The following is a 16,320-nucleotide window of genomic DNA, read 5'->3' on the forward strand; positions in this document are numbered from 1 at the left end:
CGACCGCGGGGCCGCCGATGAGCTGTATCGACGCCACTTCCCCGCCCTGCTGCGCGCCACCCGCCAGTGGGAACGCGGCAATGAGGCCGCCGAGGACTATGCCGCCGAGGCGTTCGCCCGCTTCCTTGCACGGCTAAATCGCGGCGGCGGTCCCACCCACAACGTGCGCGCCTACCTCTATACCACCGCGCGCAACCTGATCTATCAGGACCTTCAGGTCAAGCTCCCCACCTCCCCGCTCGATCCCGAAGGCGCCGACCTGCCGACCCTGCCCGGCTCGGATCACCGGTTCTCCCACGACGCCGAGTTCACCCCACTGCGGGAGGCGTTTGGATCACTCCGCCCCGCCTGGCGGGAGGTGCTCTGGTACGGGGAGGTGGAGCGGGCGAAACCGCGGGAGCTCGCGCTGCTGCTGGGGCTGTCCCCCAACGCCAGCTCGCAGCTGCTGATCCGCGCCCGTCGTGGCCTGGCCGAAGCCTTCGCCCGCGCGCAGGCGCGGGCCGAGCTGCCGCCCGAGTGCCATCCGTTTATCCCGCTGATCCTGGGATTGCGGGCCGGCAAGCGCCTCCGCTCGCTGCCCGCAGCCTTCCGGCGGCATCGGGAGTCCTGCGAGCACTGCCGGGCGGCCTCGCGCCGCCCACCGGCGGACGGCGGCGCACTCGCCCTCCTCCTCGGCCCTCTCCTCCTCGGTCCGGCCGTGCTCGGCGGCGGCGTGCTCGTGGATGGCGTCTCGCAGACGGCGCGGGCGGCGTCCCTCCCCCTGGCCGCGCAGTCGGCCGGCGTTCTGGCGGCGGCCGCAGTGGTAGCCACCGCGGTGACCGTCTCGATCATCACCGTCCTCGTCGCCCCCGAGACCACTGCGCCACCGGTCTTGGCCTCCGCCTCAACCTCGGCCTCGACGTCCCCCGCCGCCCAGGCCCCCACGGACGCCGCCACACCCGCACCAAACGGGCGGGCCCCGGTCCCCACGCCCTCCGAGCAGACGGGTCGCGGTGGCGTGCACATCGAGGCCGCCGCGCCCACCACCGCCGCGGGCACCTTCCCCCTGACAATCACCACCGCCAACACCGGCGACGACGCCGGGGCGGTGTCCTTTTCGATCACGCTCACCGGCCCGGGCACCCTCGTCGGCCTGACCCAGGGGGCGGGCATCGGCTGGTACTGCGCAACCAGCGAATCGGAATCCACCTGCGCGCTGCCCGAGATCCCCGCGGATGCGCACGGCGAATTCACGCTGTTAGTGACACCCACCGGGGCGTCGGGCGAGATCATCACCGCGGGTCTCAGCCTGCTCGCCGGGGAGGCCACCCATACCGAGGCGCTGAGGATCCGTCTGGACTAGATGCGCCGGTTAAACAAACCAGCCCCGTGACTGGAAATCCAGTCACGGGGCTTCGAATTATAAGTCCGGCGGTGTCCTACTCTCCCACAGGGTCCCCCCTGCAGTACCATCGGCGCAAAGAGTCTTAGCTTCCGGGTTCGGAATGTGACCGGGCGTTTCCCTCTTGCTATGTCCACCGAAACAGCTAATTCGTGGTTATGTGTCCAGTTTACACGGCGGAAACGGCACCCTCGACCACGGTGTAGTCGGCGGGGGCCAGACCGGCGGCGGCGGCCGCGTCCAGCAGCACCGTCACGTGCGGGTGCGACTGGATGGCGGAGGCGGGAATCTCGGGACTGATCGGCCCGTTAATCGCGCGCGCCACGGCGTCGGCCTTGTGTGCGCCGAAGGCCAGCAGGAACAGGTGTCCGGCGCGAAGAATCGTGCCCACACCCTGCGTGATGGCGTGTCGCGGCACCTCGTCGATGGTCTCGAAGAAGCGGGCGTTGTCCTCGCGGGTCTGCTCGGTCAGCGGAACCCGACGGGTCAGCGAGTCCAGCGGGGAGCCGGGCTCGTTGAAGCCGATGTGCCCGTTGGCTCCGATTCCCAGGATCTGCCAGTCCACCCCGCCGGCGGCGCGAATGGCCTCCTCATAGGCGGTCCCGGCCGACTCCAGCGTCTCCGGGTTGCCCGAGGGCACGTGCACCCGCGATGCGTCCAGGCCCAGGGTCTGGGTCACCTCGGCGTCGATCACGTGGTGGTAGCTCTGCTCATGGGTGGGATCGATGCCCACATACTCATCCAGCGCGAATCCGCTGACCCGGGACACGTCGATCCCCTCGGTCCGGACCTTCTCGGCGAGCGCCGCATAGATCGGCAGTGGGGTGGAACCGGTGGCCAGGCCCAGCACGGTTTCCGGATTGGTGGTGATGGCACGGGCCAGAATTTCGGCTACGTACTCCCCGGCCTCGGCCGGTCCCGATACAACGAATACTTCAGACACTGTTTGAAACTCCAATGAGGGCGGCGCCAACGGCGGCCACCGGGTGGGTTCTGGGGATCACACGGATGCGTTCACCCAGGCGCAGCGAGGCGATAAACGGGGAAGCCTCGGCCCACTCGTTTAGCACCGCATCCACGCCGGACAACAGGGGTTCGCCGAGGCTAGTGACGCCTCCGCCCAGCACCACCGTGCGCACATCCACGCTGAGCGTGAGGATGCGAACGGCGGTTGCCACCCCCTCAAAAAGCAGGGCACGAATCCGACCGGCAACCGGATCTCCGGCGGCCGCTGCGGCCATCATATCGTGGACCGGTGAGGTACCGGTGGTCGGCCACTGGCGGGCAATCGCCGAGCCCGAGGCCACGGTTTCCAGGCAGCCGCGCTGGCCGCAGGAGCAGATCACCCCACCGGAATCCACGGGGATGTGGCCGATCTCCCCGGCCACCCCCGAGCTGCCCCGACGCAGGTGCCCATCGAGGACGATTCCGGCGGCCAGCCCCGTCCCCAGGTTGAGATAGGCGAGCCCGTCGGTGCCCAGGGAGGTGTCGCCCCCGGTGGTGGCCACATAGCGGTAGGCACCCACCGCGGCGGCATTCACATCGTTCTCCACGGAGACCCGGGTGCCCAGCCGCGCGGCGGCCTCGCTGCCCAGATCGAAGCGGTCCAGGCCCAGGTTGACCGCGTGCTCGACCCGGCCGATCTGCGCGTTGACCGCCCCGGGGATCCCGATCCCGATCGAGGCGAAGCGGTCGGCGGTGAGGCCCACCCGCTGTGCCAGCTCGGCGCTGGTTTCCAGCACCGAGGCGAGCACCTGGTCGCGGCCATAGCCGGTGGGGCGGGTCAGCTCCTCGATCGCCACATCATTGTCATCGAGGACCACCGCGGCGGTTTTGGTGCCGCCGACATCGATCCCCAGTCTCATCGCGGGACCTCTTCCGCCGCGAAACCACCGCTGAGCCAGCACTCCAGGAACGCCTCCCCGGCCAGGCGCGAGGCACCCAGGGTGGCGATCTGCGCGTCGGCGCGGTCGGGCGCGGGCCAGCCCATGTCTACGGTGGAGGGGGCGTCGCCGCGCTCACGCAGCAGGGCGAGGACCGCCTGCACCCGCTCCCCGCGGTGGTTGTTCTGTCCCAGCACCACGATCGGCACGCCGGTGGGAATCTCGGCCACGGCACCCGAGAGGTCGGTGCCGTCCACCAGGTGGAAGATCAGTCCCGCGTCCCGCGCCTCGGCGGTCTGGGCCGCGTGCGGTCCCCAGGGCAGCGGGCCCACGGCAATATTCGGGACGCCCTCGACGGTGACCACGTGCACCGGTGCCTCGGGGCTCGGCGTGGGCAGGGAAACCCCGGGCAGCCCATCGAAAGTTGCGGCCACCGCGGCGGGCGTCGGCCAGGCGGTGTCGGGAACCGGCTGCGAGGCGGCCTCGGCCCGCAGGGTACGGCCGCGGTCGGCGAGCACGCGCAGGCGCTCGGCGGCCTCGAGTACCCGCTCGGCGGGCAGCACACCGGATTCGATCGCCGCGGCCACATGGGCCTCGATCTCCCCCATCTGCGGATCGGTGTTGTTGCTGCCGATGCACAGCAGGTCACAGCCCGCGGCGAGCGCACGCACCGCGGCCTCGGGGATTCCGGTCTTGCCGCTGGCGCCGGTCATATCCAGCGCGTCGGTGACGATCACGCCGGTGAAGCCCAGCTCGCCGCGCAGCAGGTCCTGCAGGATCGTGCGGGACAGGGTGGCCGGGTGCTCGGGGTCCACCTGCGGCAGCATGATGTGCGAGGTCATGATCGTGTTGGTACCCGCGGCGATGGCGTCGACAAACGGGATCAGCTCGCGCTCGCGCAGCTCCTCGAGCGAGCGGTCGATCACCGGCAGCGACAGGTGTGAGTCGTTCTCGGTGTCGCCGTGGCCGGGGAAGTGCTTGGTGCTGGCATCGATGCCGCGGCCCTGCACCCCGCGCACCCAGGCGGCGGTGTGGACACCCACCGCGTGGGCGTCGGTACCGAAGCTGCGGGTCCCGATCACCGGGTTGTTGGGGTTGGAGTTGATATCGGCATCCGGGGCGAAGGTCATCGTGGCCCCGGCATCGGCGAGCTCGTATCCCACCCGGGCGGCGATACCTTCGGTACCCACCGGATCGCCCAGCTTGCCGAGGATCGCGTTGCCCGGGAAGGGCGAGCCGGTCTGGTGGTGCAGGCGGGTCACGTCCCCGCCCTCCTCATCGATCGCGATGACCGCGTCGGGGTTGGCGTCGAGGATCGCCGCGGTCAGCTCCCGGAGCTGACTCGGGGACTCGATGTTCATCGAGAACAGGCACACCCCGCCGAGGCCGGCGCGCAGGCGCGCGGCCAGCCAGTCGGGCAGCTCGGGGCCGTCAAAGCCCGGGAGCATGGTCGCGGAAATGGCGCGGAGAACCTCGGGGCTGAGGGAGGAGTTGGTCATGGTTATCCCTTCACGGCACCGGAGACCAGGCCACTGGTCATTCGGCCCTGAACGATCAAGAAGAAGACGATCACCGGGATCGCCATGAGGGTGGATCCGGCCATGATGGCGGCCCAGTTGGTGGTTCCGGTGAGCGTCTGGAACGTACGCAGCCACACCGGCAGGGTCATCATGTCGGGCCGGGAGTTGACCACCAGGGCCAGCAGGAACTCGTTCCAGGCCTGGATGAATCCGAACACACCGGTGGCCACCAGGCCCGGGGCCAGCAGCGGGAAGGTGATCTTCCAGAAGGCGCCCGAACGCGAGAGCCCGTCGACCATGCCGGCCTCCTCAAGCTCCACCGGAATGCCGTTCACAAACCCGCGCAGGGTCCAGATCGTAAACGGCAGCACGGTGGCCACGTACACCAGGGTCAAACCGGCGATCGTGTTGAGCAGATGCCAGCCATCCAGCACCCGATAGGTCGAGACGATCATGGCCTCGGCGGGGATCATCTGGATGATCAGGATGGTCAGGATAAACGCCTTGCGGCTCTTGAAGCGGAAGCGGGTCACCGCGAGCGAGGCCAGGAAGGCAAATACCAGTGCCACGGTCACCGTGAGCAGGGTCACCATCAGCGAGTTCCCCAGGGCCGGCAGGAACGGGGTCCGGCCGGGCTCAAAGAGCACCGTGTAGTAGTTGCGCAGGGTGAAGTTATCCGGCCAGAAGTGCAGCGTGGTCGAGCGGATCTCGTTGTTGGGCTGGAAGGACGTGTTGATCATCCAGTACACCGGGAACACCGCACATAGGAAGATAATCACGGCGATAATGCTCAGCACCACCGTGGTGGTTTTGCGCCGGCGCAGGGCACCGGAGGTCACGCGCTTGGACGGCGGGGTGGTCCCGCGCAGGGTCGGGCCGAGGGCCGTTTGGCTGGTCACAGCTCTTCCTCCTTGATGCTCTGACGGACGTAGTACAGCGAGATGGCCATCAGGATGATCACCGTGATCACGGCGATGGCACCACCGATGCCGTACTCTCCGCTACCGAGCGAGGTCTGATAAATGTACACACCGAGGGTGCTGGTCTGTTCCTTGATGCCGCCGATACCCTGCAGCGCATAGATCTGGGTGAACACCCGCAGGTCCCAGATGATCTGTAGGATGGTGACCACCACGAAGATCGACTTGAGGTACGGGAACACGATCAGCCGGAAGCGGGCCAGGTAACCGGCGCCGTCGAGCGAGGCGGCTTCAAGCACCTCGTCGGGGACCTGGCTGAGGCCCGCGTACACGGTGAAGGTCACAAACGGAACGGCGCCCCAGATCACGATGATCGCGGCCACGAAGAAGAAGCTCACCGGATCGATCAGCCACGAGTGCTGCTGGAAGTCCAGCCCGAATACGTTCACCAAAACGTTGTTGATGACACCGTAGTCGGTGTCAAAGATCCAGCCCCAGACGATGGTTGCGGTCAGCGCGGGCATCGCCCAGGCCAGCAGCAGACCCACCGAGAGCAGGAGGCGGAAGAACTTGGTGAGGCGGGTCATCATCATCGCGATGAGGGTTCCCAGCACCATGGTGATCACCACGCAGACCAGGCAGAACAGCAGCGAGCGTCCGAGGACCTCCCAGAAGGTGGGGTCGCCGAGCACCTTGGCGTAGTTGCCGAAGCCGATCCACTCCGGCGGGGCACCAAACACCTGGGCGCGGCCGAACTTCTGGAACGACATGATGATCAGGTTGATCAGCGGCCAACCGATCACCACACCGAGCACCACGATCGACGGCACCAGCAGGGAGTACGGGGTGAACTTGGCACCAAAGCGGCCGCGTGCGTTCGCCTTGCCGCCCGCCGGCGTGGTCGCCGGGGCCTCCTCCGGCGCGTCTGGCACCCGCGGTGGGGCGCTATTCAGGGTAGACATCTGAAACTCTCTTCGTTGAAAAAGTGTGGGGATGGGACCGGAAGGGGATTCGATCGGGTTCGCCGGGTATTACGGGGTATTGCGGGTGGGGAGAGGGAAGCCGGCCGGGGTGTGTGGTCCCCGGCCGGCTAGCTGGGAGCGGATCGGCCGCGACTGTGCGGCCGATCCGGGTGGCGTTAGCCGTTGAGGATGCCGTCGATCTTCTTGTCGAGCTCCTTGGCCAGGGAATCAACATCCCCGCCCTGTGCGATCTTCACAAAGAAGTCCTGCAGCAGGCCGGCGGCCTCGACGTCGGCCCACTTGGGCGACGGCGGGGTCAGACGGGCCTTCGCGGCGGCCTCGGCGGTTGCCTTGGCGACCTCGTCGGTGCCGAGTTCCTTGGCCAGCGACAGCTTGGCCGGAACCAGTCCACCCTTGGCGTAGATGGTCTGGAACTCGTCGCTGAGGATGATCTTCAGCGCCTTGACCGCGAGTTCCGGGTGCTTCGACTTGGCCGAAACGGCGATGTTGGATCCACCGGCCATGACCGATGCGGCGCCGCCGTCCTTACCGGGCAGCGCGTAGACGCCGAGGTTTTCTTCCTGGTCCGGGCAGCCGGGGGTTTCGGCGTCGGCCTTGGCCAGGATCGACCACTTGACCCAGCTCGGTGCCGACAGCTGCAGGCTGGTGCCGTCGCAGAACCCAACCTGCGGGTTGTCTTCCTTGCCGTCCTTGGGGGCGCGGGAGGCGTTCAGCATGGCGTCCTGAACCTGCTTCAGACCCTCGAGGGACTTCTCGGTCGAGAAGGCCGAGGACCACTTGCCATCCTTGAAGGTGGCAACCTCGCCACCGTTTTCCCAGATGAAGGGCAGGGCGTTGTACCAGTCCTGTCCGGGCCACCAGATGCCCGACTTGCCGGGGTTGTCGGTCGCGAGCTTCTTGCCGTTGGTGACGTAGTCGGCGAGGGTGGTGGGAACCTGCAGGCCCGCGGCGGCGAGGGCGTCCTTCTTGTAGAAGACGAGGCGTGCACCGGAGTACAGCGGGGCGGCGTAGAACTTGCCGTCGTAGCTACCGGCCTCCACGAAGCCGGGCAGCAGGTCCTTGCCGCCGAGCTCGTCGAAGTCCTTGGTCAGGTCGAGGAAGGCGCCGGCCGAGGTGAAGGCCGCGGCCTGGGTGTTTCCGACCTCAACCACGTCGGGGCTGTCGCTGCCGGAGAGGTTGGTGTTGAGCTTGTCAACCAGGCCGGTCCAGGACTGCTCCTCGATGGTCAACTTTGACCCGGGGTTTTCCTTTTCGAACGTGGAGACGAGGTATTCGCGAGCTTCCTTGGGGGTGTCGGTACCCACCAGCCAGACACGAATGTTGGCATCGGATGCTTCGCTGGATCCGGGGCTGCCGTTACTTGCGCAGCTGGTCAGAGCCAGGGCCGACGCGGCCACGAGGGCCAGTACTCCCAGTTTCTTCTTCATGATGCGTTCCTTAAACAATTGGTGTGACGAGGTGATCATGTGATCGGTTGTGTTTCTCGGCTATGAAACTCCGAGCTGTCCGGAGAGGACGAGAACGGCCGCGCCACGCAGGACGATGTCCTGGCCTAGCGCGGTCATACGCAGCGTCAATTCAGCATGGATATCGCTGATTGTGCGCTGACGAATGGTCTCAAGGACCGCGTCGGCAAACGCGCCCTCGAGAAGTGTGGTGGGTCCGCTGAGGACAATTTCGGAGAGGTTGAGCACGCCAACCACGGGGGCCAGGGCGATGCCCAGGCGCTCACCGGCGGCGGCCAACAGGGCTTCGGCGGCGGCGGGATCCGCGGCCTGCTCAAGCTGTTCGGCGAGGCGGCCGGCGGCCACCCAGGCCTCGACGCAGCCGTCCTTGCCACACGCGCAGCGCGGGCCGCCGTCGGTGCCCACCACGACGTGACCGATCTCACCGGCGGCCGAACGGCTGCCCGAAACCGGGGCGCCGTCCACGATCAGGCCGGCACCCACACCGGCCCCGATCTGAATCAGGATCAGGTCGCTCGCGGCGTCCTGGCTTCCGAAGGTGTGCTCGGCGAGCACCGCGGCGTTGGCGTCGTTGGCGACGGTGACGGGGAGTTCGAAGCGCTCGGCCAGCAGATCACGCAGGGGCAGGTCGTGCCAGCCGAGGTTCGGGGCGGTGCGAATGCGGCCCTCGCCGTCGACCACACCGGGGCTGCCCACGCCAATCCCGAGAATCGGTGAGGTCTCATCGCGCAGGAGACGCTCCACCAGCGCATAGACGATTTCCAGGGCGTCCTCGCCCACCGCGGTGCCGCGGGGAGCGGAGATCCGCTCGATGATCGTGCCGCCGAGGTCGAACCGGGCCGCGTGGAAGGCCACCTTGTCGGAGAGGTCCATCCCGATCAGGTGGAAGGCGTGAACGTTCAGGGCGAGCAGGGTCGCGGGCTTTCCCGGACGCGCGTCCTCGCGCTGGCCGAGCTCGGTGATCAGCCCCTCGCCGATCAGCTCCCCCACCAGATCGGAGATGGTGACCCGGGTGAGACCGGTGCTGCGGGCGATGTCCGCGCGGCTGAGGCCCTCGGTGCGGTAGAGCTGCTGAAGCACGAGTGAACGGTTGTGGCTGCGGGCATGCTCGGGCAGCACCTTGGCGGTGGGGCGCAGGCCGCGCAGGCCGCCGCCGGCGCGGGTCATGCGTCCTACCGCTGCGTTGCGATCGGTGTCTACTCCGTGAGTCATGTTTGTTAGTAAAGCTTACGAACAAATTAACAGCAAGTGTTTTTTGGGGTCGTTAACACAAACGTTACAGACCGAAAACATTCCGGCCGCCCCGAGGGACGGCCGGAATGAGGGTGGTGGGCCTAGCCCAGGGCGATCTTCTTGGCCCCGCCCCAGACCGAGTTGGACACGCTCAGAGTCTTCAGCTCGGCGTCGGCCGGCAGATCAAAAATCACCGATCCGGTCACGGAATTGCCCGGGTTGATCTCGGAGATCCAGGTGTCGGCGGAGCTGGTGTCGTAGATGGTGGCGCTGCTGTCCGCGTTGAAGCTACGACCCTGGGCATCCTCGATCTTGAGGAAGTTCACCAGGAATGTTTCGGGCTTGTCTCCAACATTTTTCACCGAGAGCGCGACACGCACAAAACGCCCCTGCGCGGTGGCCGAAAGGTACTGGCCACCCACGGTGGTGCCCGCCTCCTCAACCCCGGTGACGGTGAACTCCATCGAGCCGGCGGTGACCGCCTCACCGATCCCGGGCAGCGTGTCCTTGGGCTTTTCCTCGGCGGGCTTTTCCCCGGCTACCGCTTCCCCCGCGGGGGCCCCGGCCGCGGGCTTGCCCTCGGGAGCGGGCTTGGACTTCCCGCCACCCCCGGCGGCGATGCTCGAGATGACGATGATGGCCGCGATGATGCCCAGAACCGTCAGGACCTTGTGGCGGGCGAACCAGTTCCGACGCTTGGCCGGTGCCGCACCGTTCGGTGCCGAGTTGTCGGGGGCGGGGAGGGTGTTCTGCGGAGCACTCATGGTGATTCTGTCCTTCGTGTCTGGGGCGGCGATACCGGTTGTCGAGGCGACCCGGGCCGTGTCTTGCTGTGGTTCCCAGCCAACCAGCGGCGACGATCACCGCGCACCCACCGAACGGGCCGAACCCTCCCGCCGTTCGGGGGGAATGCCACCCCGCCACACTCCCGCCACCCGGGGGCCGCGGGCAGGGTGCCCGCTGCCATACGATGAGGTGCATGACCACTCCCCCGCCCCCATTGCCGCCGTCCGGTGCGCCGCAGCCAAACCGTGTTCGCGCCGGTGCCGGTACTCGTGGACGGGCGTTTCTGCGTGGGCTGGTCACCACCGTCTGGGTGACCCTCGGAATCTTCTTCTCGATCATCCCGTTGGGCCAGCACCTCGGCGATGCCGACCGGGGAATTCCACCGGCCAGTCCCGGCATCGCGGTGGCCGCCGGCGTGGGCGCCCTGCTGATGGTCGGCGCCTCGATTCTTCTCGTCTGGCGCACCCGGTGGCCCTATTTGGTGACCGCGATTGCGGCGGCCATCGCCATTTTGCTGCCCACCACCCCCATTCCGGCGCTGATCGCGCTGGTATCGGTCCTGCATCGCCGACGCGGGCCCTGGGTGTGGATCCTGACCGGGGCCGTTGCCCTGGCCTGTGGGGTGGCGACCCGCTGGGATTCGCAGGCGGTCTCAAACTCGCTGGTTTCCGGGTTTGCCGGACGGGGCGCGGGGCCCGAGGCGGTGCTGGCGTCCCTGCCCTGGGCGGTACCGCTGTCGGTCTTTCTACTCATGCTGCCCTTCGCCTCGACCGGGTTGATCCTGCGGGCTCGTTCCGAGCGCGATGTCGCGCTGGTTGAGGTTGAGGACACCCGGCAGAGTGCCGCAACCCTGAGCGACGAGGTCACCCGGCAGCGGGAGCGTCAGGAGGTGGCCCGGGAGATCCATGACACCCTGGCCTCGCGCCTGTCCACGCTGTCCCTGCACGCGGGTGCCCTGGAGGTCAACGCCCGCGAGAGCGACACCGCCCTGGCCGGAGCCGCAAGCGTGGTGCGGGAGTCCGCACAGCGCTCCCTGGACGATCTGCGCTATGTGGTGGACGTGCTGCGTGACCCGGCCCAGGCGCGGGGCGCTCGGATCACCTCCGGGCGTACCTCGCTTGCCGATCTCCCCGACCTGATTGAGGCCGCCGAGGCCCTCCCCGGCGGGATCGTCTCCAATGTTTTTCTCTCTGATGCCGCGGGCTGCGACCCCCGGGTTGCGCACGCCTGCTATCGAATCGTGCAGGAGGCGCTGGCCAATGCGCGGCGCCACGCGCCGGGGCAGACGGTCTCGCTCTCGCTGCGCGGAGGCCCGGGGGCGGGTCTCACCCTCACCCTTACCAATCCCGCCCCCGAGGGCCTCACCCCGACGTCCGTGGGCGGCGGGCACGGGGTGACCGGAATGACCGAACGCGCCCAGCTACTGGGCGGCACCCTCACCGCCCGTACCGACGACAACGGCGTCTACGGTATCTACGCCTGGCTTCCCTGGATCCCCCCGGAGCCCGCCGCCCACGACGCCCCGGCCGCCCCGTTCCCCGCCTAACGGACCAGCGCAGCACGGAGAGCGCCCAACGTCCGTGCGTCACGGGCCGCACTCCCCGGCCTCGATAGCCTCCCAGCACCGGATGTACGCCCTAGAATCAAGGGGTGACTTCAGGCAGCGCTTCAAATCCTTCGGGTGTTCAGCACATTGACGTGCTTGTGATCGATGATGATCCGTTCGTGCACACCGGAATCGAGAGCATCCTGTCGGCCACCGCGGACCTCCGCCTGGTGGGATCCCGGATGGACGGCGCCGATGTCATGGCCGCCTGTACCCAGCTTCGGCCCGATGTTGTCCTGATCGATGTGCGGATGCCCGGCATCGACGGTGTAGCCGCGGTGACGATCGCCCAGGGCCTCCCGGTTCCTCCCCAGTTTGTGATGATGACCTCCTTCGATGATGGTCCGCGGGTTGTTGATGCAATCGCCGCGGGTGCGGCGGGCTTTATCCTCAAGTCCGACGGCCCCGATGCGATTACCAACGCGATCCGCGGGGTCTCCCGCGGCGAGACCGCGCTGTCACCGCGCAGCGCTAATCATCTGGCCGACTGGGTTCGCGCCGGCGGCGCCGGTGCCCCGCAGGAGCGGGCACGACAGAGCATCGACCTGCTCTCCCCGCGCGAACGCGACATTGCCTTCGCCCTGCTGGATGGTTCCTCCAACGCGGAAATCGGTCGCCGGCTCTTCATCGCCGACTCGACGGTCAAGTCGACCCTGCAGGACATCCAGCTCAAACTGGGTGCGCGTAACCGTACGGAGATCGCGGTCCTGGTCGCCCGTTCCGGCCTCGACCACTAACCCACACCCAGAGCCCTGAGCTCGTAGTCCCGAGCCCGTAGTTCAAGTCTGAGTGCACCTCCCGAACCGGAGGCCCGGCCCTCCCCGGCAAGGCCACCGGCCGCGGCAGCATGCACCCCCCACAGCTCCGCATTAAACACAAAAGGCCCTGCCGCTTCCCGGCAAGGCCCACAACCCCAGCAGCACACACCCCATCGCCCGGGTTAAACACAAAAAGCCCCACCCTCACAGGACAAGGCCACCAGCCAGCATCACATCACACCAGCACCAGATAGAAACACCAGCCGCAGCACCACGATAGTGCTGTTAAACAAGGAAAGCCCCGACCATAAGGCCAGGGCTCTCAACCTGCAACACACACATGTGTTGTAAAGAAGTCCGGCGGTGACTTACTCTCCCACAGGGTCCCCCCTGCAGTACCATCAGCGCAAAGAGCCTTAGCTTCCGGGTTCGGAATGTAACCGGGCGTTTCCCTCTTGCTATAACCACCGAAACACTATTGACATATCTCCAACAACACGGCCATCACACACCACCCAAACATGTTAGGCAGCCTGTGACAGCTATATTGTTCTCGACTCATACATCAAGAACCACAAAGTGGACGCGAAACATACTCTGGACCACACACACCAACCTTTAAAAACAGTGTGCATGTAATGATTATCAAATTATCGGCCTATTAGTACCGGTCAGCTCCACGAGTCTTTAGTCCTCGCTTCCACATCCGGCCTATCAACCCAGTAGTCTACTGGGAGCCTCTCCCTAAAAGGATGGAAATCTCATCTCGAGGCCGGCTTCCCGCTTAGATGCTTTCAGCGGTTATCCATCCCGAACGTAGCCAATCAGCAATGCTCCTGGCGGAACAACTGACACACCAGAGGTTCGTCCAACCCGGTCCTCTCGTACTAGGGTCAGATCCTCTCAAATTTCCTACGCGCGCAGCGGATAGGGACCGAACTGTCTCACGACGTTCTAAACCCAGCTCGCGTACCGCTTTAATGGGCGAACAGCCCAACCCTTGGGACCTACTCCAGCCCCAGGATGCGACGAGCCGACATCGAGGTGCCAAACCATGCCGTCGATATGGACTCTTGGGCAAGATCAGCCTGTTATCCCCGAGGTACCTTTTATCCGTTGAGCGACAGCGCTTCCACAAGCCACTGCCGGATCACTAGTCCCGACTTTCGTCCCTGCTCGACCTGTCAGTCTCACAGTCAAGCTCCCTTGTGCACTTACACTCGCCATCTGATTGCCAACCAGATTGAGGGAACCTTTGGGCGCCTCCGTTACTTTTTAGGAGGCAACCGCCCCAGTTAAACTACCCACCAGGCACTGTCCCTGAACCGGATCACGGTCCGAAGTTAGATATCCAATATGACCAGAGTGGTATTTCACCAGCGACTCCACAAACACTAGCGTGTCCGCTTCAACGTCTCCCACCTATCCTACACAAGCCACACCGAACACCAATACCAAGCTGTAGTAAAGGTCACGGGGTCTTTCCGTCCTGCTGCGCGTAACGAGCATCTTTACTCGTAATGCAATTTCGCCGAGTTCACGGTTGAGACAGCTGGGAAGTCGTTACGCCATTCGTGCAGGTCGGAACTTACCCGACAAGGAATTTCGCTACCTTAGGATGGTTATAGTTACCACCGCCGTTTACTGGGGCTTAAATTCTCAGCTTCGCCTTGCGGCTAACCGTTCCTCTTAACCTTCCAGCACCGGGCAGGCGTCAGTCCGTATACATCGACTTGCGTCTTAGCACGGACCTGTGTTTTTAGTAAACAGTCGCTTCCCACTGGTCTCTGCGGCCCAAACACGCTACCCACTGCAAGAGTGTTCACGCGCCAGGCCCCCCTTATCCCGAAGTTACGGGGGCATTTTGCCGAGTTCCTTAACCGTGATTATCTCGATCTCCTTAGTATTCTCTACCTGACCACCTGAGTTGGTTTGGGGTACGGGCAGCTAGAACCTCGCGTCGATGCTTTTCTTGGCAGCAGAGGATCATCGGATCATACCCTTACGGGTTCCCCATCAAGTCTCAGCCTTATATGAGAGACGGATTTGCCTATCTCTCGGCCTACACTCTTGGCCTAGGACAACCATCGCCTAGGACCGACTACCTTCCTGCGTCACACCTGTTAATACGCTAACCGCACCAGATCGGGTCACGTGCGTCCCCGCCTCGTCTCACCCCGAAGGGATCAATCAAAACGGCTTCGAAACGTTTAGCAGTACTGGATTAGCTTGGGCGGTTCTTCGCCGGTACGGGAATATCAACCCGTTGTCCATCGACTACGCCTGTCGGCCTCGCCTTAGGTCCCGACTTACCCAGGGCGGATTAGCCTGGCCCTGGAAACCTTGGTCTTCCGGAGGACGGGTTTCTCACCCGTCTTTCGCTACTCATGCCTGCATTCTCACTCGTGTAGCCTCCACGGCTGGTTTACACCGCCGCTTCACTGGCCACACGACGCTCTCCTACCCATCAATACGGCTGGACCACGAAGGCCTACCATAATATTAATGCCACAACTTCGGTGGCGTGCTTGAGCCCCGTTACATTGTCGGCGCGGAATCACTTGACCAGTGAGCTATTACGCACTCTTTCAAGGGTGGCTGCTTCTAAGCCAACCTCCTGGTTGTCTCTGCAACTCCACATCCTTTCCCACTTAGCACGCGCTTAGGGACCTTAGATGGTGGTCTGGGTTGTTTCCCTCTCGACAATGAAGCTTATCCCCCACTGTCTCACTGCTGCGCTCTCACTTACCGGCATTCGGAGTTTGGCTGACGTCAGTAACCTGGTGAGGCCCATCGGCCATCCAGTAGCTCTACCTCCGGCAAGAAACACGCAACGCTGCACCTAAATGCATTTCGGAGAGAACCAGCTATCACGAAGTTTGATTGGCCTTTCACCCCTATCCACAGCTCATCCCCTCAGTTTTCAACCTAAGTGGGTTCGGTCCTCCACGTGCTCTTACACACGCTTCAACCTGGCCATGGATAGATCACTTCGCTTCGGGTCTAGGACATGCGACTGAATCGCCCTATTCAGACTCGCTTTCGCTACGGCTTCCCCACACGGGTTAACCTCGCCACATATCACTAACTCGCAGGCTCATTCTTCAAAAGGCACGCCGTCACACCAACAAGGGCGCTCCGACGGTTTGTAAGCAAACGGTTTCAGGTACTATTTCACTCCCCTCCCGGGGTACTTTTCACCTTTCCCTCACGGTACTTGTCCGCTATCGGTCATCTGGGAGTATTTAGGCTTATCAGGTGGTCCTGACAGATTCACACGGGATTTCTCGGGCCCCGTGCTACTTGGGATACTCTCCACACGATTACAGCATTTCGACTACGGGGCTGGCACCCACTCTGGCTGGCCTTTCAAGACCATTCGTCTATACCGCTCTCTAATGTTCAGTGATCGGCAGATCACTACGGAAAGTCCCGCAACCCCGAACATGCAACGCCTGCCGGCTATCACACATGCCCGGTTTAGCCTCTTCCGCGTTCGCTCGCCACTACTAACGGAATCACTGTTGTTTTCTCTTCCTGTGGGTACTGAGATGTTTCACTTCCCCACGTTCCCTCTACCCGCCCTATATATTCAGGCGGGAGTCACCACGTAACCTTGCAGCCCGTGGCGGGGTTTCCCCATTCGGACATCCTCGGATCACAGCTCGTTTATCAGCTCCCCGAGGCTTATCGCAGATTACTACGTCCTTCTTCGGCTCCAGATGCCAAGGCATCCACCGTTTGCTCTTAAAAATTTGAAATCACATGAGTATAAAAATCGATC

11 protein-coding genes and 3 rRNA genes are annotated in these 16,320 nt (G+C 64.6%); 3 read left to right on the forward strand and 11 right to left on the reverse strand.

Going from position 1 to position 16,320, the window contains the following annotated elements; translation table 11 throughout:
• Nucleotides 1–22 precede the first annotated feature (22 nt).
• Complete coding sequence (locus C7C57_RS15905; RefSeq protein ID WP_255505844.1) at nt 23–1,342, forward strand: RNA polymerase sigma factor; 1,320 nt, start codon at nt 23–25, stop codon at nt 1,340–1,342.
• A gap of 63 nt (nt 1,343–1,405) precedes the next feature.
• On the opposite strand, the gene rrf (C7C57_RS15075) is transcribed toward C7C57_RS15905, so the two are convergent.
• The 9 genes from rrf (C7C57_RS15075) to C7C57_RS15115 form a co-directional block, all read right to left on the reverse strand.
• A 5S ribosomal RNA gene (gene rrf / locus C7C57_RS15075) occupies nt 1,406–1,522 on the reverse strand.
• Nucleotides 1,523–1,550: 28 nt separating this feature from the next.
• Complete coding sequence (locus C7C57_RS15080; protein ID WP_187977039.1) at nt 1,551–2,324, reverse strand: glucosamine-6-phosphate deaminase; 774 nt, start codon at nt 2,322–2,324, stop codon at nt 1,551–1,553.
• Complete coding sequence (locus C7C57_RS15085; RefSeq protein ID WP_187977040.1) at nt 2,317–3,246, reverse strand: ROK family protein; 930 nt, start codon at nt 3,244–3,246, stop codon at nt 2,317–2,319. Before C7C57_RS15085 ends, C7C57_RS15080 begins: the two co-directional genes overlap by 8 nt.
• The gene (locus C7C57_RS15090; RefSeq protein WP_187977041.1) at nt 3,243–4,763 is read right to left on the reverse strand and encodes a glycoside hydrolase family 3 protein; all 1,521 of its coding nucleotides are present in this window, start codon (nt 4,761–4,763) and stop codon (nt 3,243–3,245) included. The genes C7C57_RS15085 and C7C57_RS15090 overlap by 4 nt, the downstream gene beginning before the upstream one ends.
• 2 nt (nt 4,764–4,765) lie before the next feature.
• Complete coding sequence (locus C7C57_RS15095) at nt 4,766–5,584, reverse strand: carbohydrate ABC transporter permease (RefSeq protein ID WP_370581458.1); 819 nt, start codon at nt 5,582–5,584, stop codon at nt 4,766–4,768.
• A gap of 95 nt (nt 5,585–5,679) precedes the next feature.
• Complete coding sequence (locus tag C7C57_RS15100; protein ID WP_030149335.1) at nt 5,680–6,666, reverse strand: carbohydrate ABC transporter permease; 987 nt, start codon at nt 6,664–6,666, stop codon at nt 5,680–5,682.
• Nucleotides 6,667–6,842: 176 nt separating this feature from the next.
• Nucleotides 6,843–8,114 carry an extracellular solute-binding protein gene (locus C7C57_RS15105; protein ID WP_187977042.1) on the reverse strand — a complete coding sequence of 424 codons (1,272 nt, stop codon included), beginning with the start codon at nt 8,112–8,114 and terminating at the stop codon, nt 6,843–6,845.
• Between the two features lie 60 nt (nt 8,115–8,174).
• Nucleotides 8,175–9,320, reverse strand: coding sequence for an ROK family transcriptional regulator (locus C7C57_RS15110; protein WP_187978423.1), 1,146 nt, complete (start codon nt 9,318–9,320; stop codon nt 8,175–8,177).
• Between the two features lie 167 nt (nt 9,321–9,487).
• The gene (locus C7C57_RS15115; protein ID WP_187977043.1) at nt 9,488–10,150 is read right to left on the reverse strand and encodes a DUF4352 domain-containing protein; all 663 of its coding nucleotides are present in this window, start codon (nt 10,148–10,150) and stop codon (nt 9,488–9,490) included.
• A 215-nt stretch (nt 10,151–10,365) separates the two neighbouring features.
• Between C7C57_RS15115 and C7C57_RS15120 the strand changes: the two genes are divergently transcribed.
• Together C7C57_RS15120 and C7C57_RS15125 are read left to right on the forward strand one after the other, a co-directional pair.
• Nucleotides 10,366–11,718 (forward strand): sensor histidine kinase, encoded by a 1,353-nt coding sequence (locus C7C57_RS15120; protein WP_187977044.1) that lies wholly within the window; start codon nt 10,366–10,368, stop codon nt 11,716–11,718.
• Nucleotides 11,719–11,822: 104 nt separating this feature from the next.
• A complete protein-coding gene (locus C7C57_RS15125) occupies nt 11,823–12,515 on the forward strand; it encodes a response regulator transcription factor (RefSeq protein ID WP_187977045.1) in 693 nt (230 codons plus the stop codon).
• A 376-nt stretch (nt 12,516–12,891) separates the two neighbouring features.
• On the opposite strand, the gene rrf (C7C57_RS15130) is transcribed toward C7C57_RS15125, so the two are convergent.
• Nucleotides 12,892–13,008 (reverse strand): 5S ribosomal RNA (gene rrf / locus C7C57_RS15130).
• A 169-nt stretch (nt 13,009–13,177) separates the two neighbouring features.
• A 23S ribosomal RNA gene (locus tag C7C57_RS15135) occupies nt 13,178–16,297 on the reverse strand.
• Between the last annotated feature and the right edge of the window lie 23 nt (nt 16,298–16,320).

The organism is Mycetocola sp. JXN-3, assembly GCF_014522285.1.
Lineage (GTDB): Bacteria > Actinomycetota > Actinomycetes > Actinomycetales > Microbacteriaceae > Mycetocola > Mycetocola saprophilus.

Coding starts and splice junctions, on each gene's coding strand:
- C7C57_RS15085 (WP_187977040.1), bottom strand. CDS start 3,246: ATGAGACTGGGGATCGATGTCGGCGGCACCAAAACCGCCGCGGTGGTC.
- C7C57_RS15090 (WP_187977041.1), bottom strand. CDS start 4,763: ATGACCAACTCCTCCCTCAGCCCCGAGGTTCTCCGCGCCATTTCCGCG.
- C7C57_RS15100 (WP_030149335.1), bottom strand. CDS start 6,666: ATGTCTACCCTGAATAGCGCCCCACCGCGGGTGCCAGACGCGCCGGAG.
- C7C57_RS15105 (WP_187977042.1), bottom strand. CDS start 8,114: ATGAAGAAGAAACTGGGAGTACTGGCCCTCGTGGCCGCGTCGGCCCTG.
- C7C57_RS15110 (WP_187978423.1), bottom strand. CDS start 9,320: ATGACCCGCGCCGGCGGCGGCCTGCGCGGCCTGCGCCCCACCGCCAAG.
- C7C57_RS15115 (WP_187977043.1), bottom strand. CDS start 10,150: ATGAGTGCTCCGCAGAACACCCTCCCCGCCCCCGACAACTCGGCACCG.
- C7C57_RS15120 (WP_187977044.1), top strand. CDS start 10,366: ATGACCACTCCCCCGCCCCCATTGCCGCCGTCCGGTGCGCCGCAGCCA.